At 37.2% G+C, this 2,048-nt stretch carries 4 protein-coding genes; all 4 read left to right on the top strand.

Features of this window, described 5'->3' with window-relative positions; all coding sequences use genetic code 11:
• Positions 1-616: HNH/ENDO VII family nuclease (locus ME1_RS07030; protein WP_004864944.1), on the top strand; the 616-nt coding region annotated here is incomplete at its 5' end.
• A 36-nt stretch (positions 617-652) separates the two neighbouring features.
• Positions 653-1,219 (top strand): SMI1/KNR4 family protein, encoded by a 567-nt coding sequence (locus ME1_RS07035; protein ID WP_004864945.1) that lies wholly within the window; start codon positions 653-655, stop codon positions 1,217-1,219.
• Between the two features lie 52 nt (positions 1,220-1,271).
• Complete coding sequence (locus tag ME1_RS07040; RefSeq protein ID WP_004864946.1) at positions 1,272-1,862, top strand: SMI1/KNR4 family protein; 591 nt, start codon at positions 1,272-1,274, stop codon at positions 1,860-1,862.
• A gap of 31 nt (positions 1,863-1,893) precedes the next feature.
• Positions 1,894-2,048 (top strand): hemagglutinin repeat-containing protein (locus ME1_RS08395; RefSeq protein ID WP_425338805.1); only part of this gene is annotated, 155 nt, incomplete at its 3' end.

Genomic DNA, 2,048 nt, shown 5'->3' on the forward strand with positions numbered 1-2,048 from the left:
TGCTCTGATCAAGTTCCTTGCTAGGAAAGATTTTGCTCAATTCGCTTCCAAGAAAAATCTTGCAGAACTTGCAGCTCAGGGAGATCCTGCCAAACATGCAGCGAAGAAAGAACTGACCAAACTCGCTGCTAAAGAAAAAAAACTTTGGTTAAAAAAGAAACCCACTAAATTTACCGATAGCAAATTTGGTCAGACAAACAAAGTTTATCAGAGAAACGATTTGTTTGATCCTAACAGAGTTTCTGATTGGCTGGAAAATAAGAAAGAAATATGGGGCACCAATATTGAGAGAATGGAAGCAGGAAGAGCACCTATAGGTTTTGATGGTAAGCCTGTTGAGTTACATCACCTGAATCAAACGCATGAGGGGTCTATAGCAGAAATTAGTAGCAAAGATCATAACAAATATAATTCTGTGATTCATGTTCCTTCTAAAACACATCAATCACTTATAGAGAGATCAAAGTTTGATCGGTGGAGAGAGGAATATTGGAAGGAACGCGCTAAAAGATATAGAGAACAAAAAAACAGTAATTTAGGAGGAATAATCAATATGAAATGGGGCATCATAGGGATAGATTTTGGAAAATGGGGGCAGGTGCAAGGACAGAAGTGAACTGCGGTTGATAAAAAGAAATTTGGAGAATAATCGATGAAAACCTATACTTTAGATGATGTTATAGAATTAGTTGATAAATATGAAGGTGATATTGTCAGTTTTGGAACTGAAGAGATTGCTGTTGATGATTTCGTGATTGAAAAAGCTGAAAAAGCTCTTGGTTTGCAATTCACAATGTCTTACAAAGCTTTTTTAAAAAAATATGGAGGAGGAGAAATTAGGGGTGAGAATATTTATAGACTTTATAAGGATTGTGCGCCTACTTCTAGTTTTAGTATTGTGCGTCACAACTTAAATGATAGAAAAGATGGTTTTGTAACACCAGAACAACTCGTTGTGAGTTATGATCTTGATGAAACCTTTTACTTTGATTATACACAGTTTAGGGATGGTGAATGTCCGCTCTATGTTATGTTTGCGGATGAGGAGTGCGAATATTACGCCAGTAATTTTTATGAATTCCTTTGCAAAAGAATTAAAGTACATGCAGGAGTTGAAATACCTGATGGTGATCAACCGATTGCAAAGACTGAAAAAGCTCCCACTCCGCAACCTCTACCTTTTTACAAGAGTTTTTGGAAAAAAATATGGAAGAGGTGAAATTGATAGAGGAAATATGGAGCGTTTATCACGCAAGTTTTGAGGATCATCTATGAAAACCTATACCTTAGCTGATGTTGCAGTATTAATTGATAAAGCTAATAAGTATGATGATGATATTATCAATTTCGGTACTGCAGCAAATGCGGTTGATGATCTTGTAATTGAAAAGGCGGAGAAAACTCTCGGCTTACAATTCACATCGTCTTACAAGAGTTTTTTAAAAAATTACAAAGGAGGGGAAATTGGTGGTGAAGAAATCTTTAGTCTTTATAAGGAGTGTGGGAAAGGTGTTCCTGTTGGTGATATTGTTTACCGAAACTTACTCGATAGAAAAGATGGTTTTGCGACACCAGAACAGCTTATCGTTTGTGATGCTGATTTTGATGAAACCTTTTATTTTGATTATACGCAGTTTAGGGATGGTGAATGCCCACTCTATGTCAGGTTTCCATTGGGCGATTGCGAATATTACGCCAGTAATTTTTATGAGTTCCTTTGCAAGAGAATTAAAGTACACGCGGGAGAAGAGATACCTGATGGTGATCAACCGATTGCAAAGACTGAAAAAGCTCCCACTCCGCAACCTATGCCTTTTTACAAGAGCTTTTGGAAAAAACTATGGAGGAGGGACAATTCCTGAAAACCTATACCTTAGCTGATGTTACATCATTATTCAAAAAGGTCATTATAACGCTCAAAGCAGTCTCCATCAGTTGAGTGAAATCAACAGTGGGGATGATCTTAACTTTGTTACGAATGGCGATCTCACCATGGATGGGGTTAAGGTTAAAGGAAAGGGTGATGGAAATTTCACCAGTGGTGGTTC

The sequence above is a fragment of the Bartonella vinsonii subsp. arupensis OK-94-513 genome (genome assembly GCF_000278235.1).
In the GTDB taxonomy this organism is placed as follows: Bacteria; Pseudomonadota; Alphaproteobacteria; order Rhizobiales; family Rhizobiaceae; genus Bartonella; species Bartonella arupensis.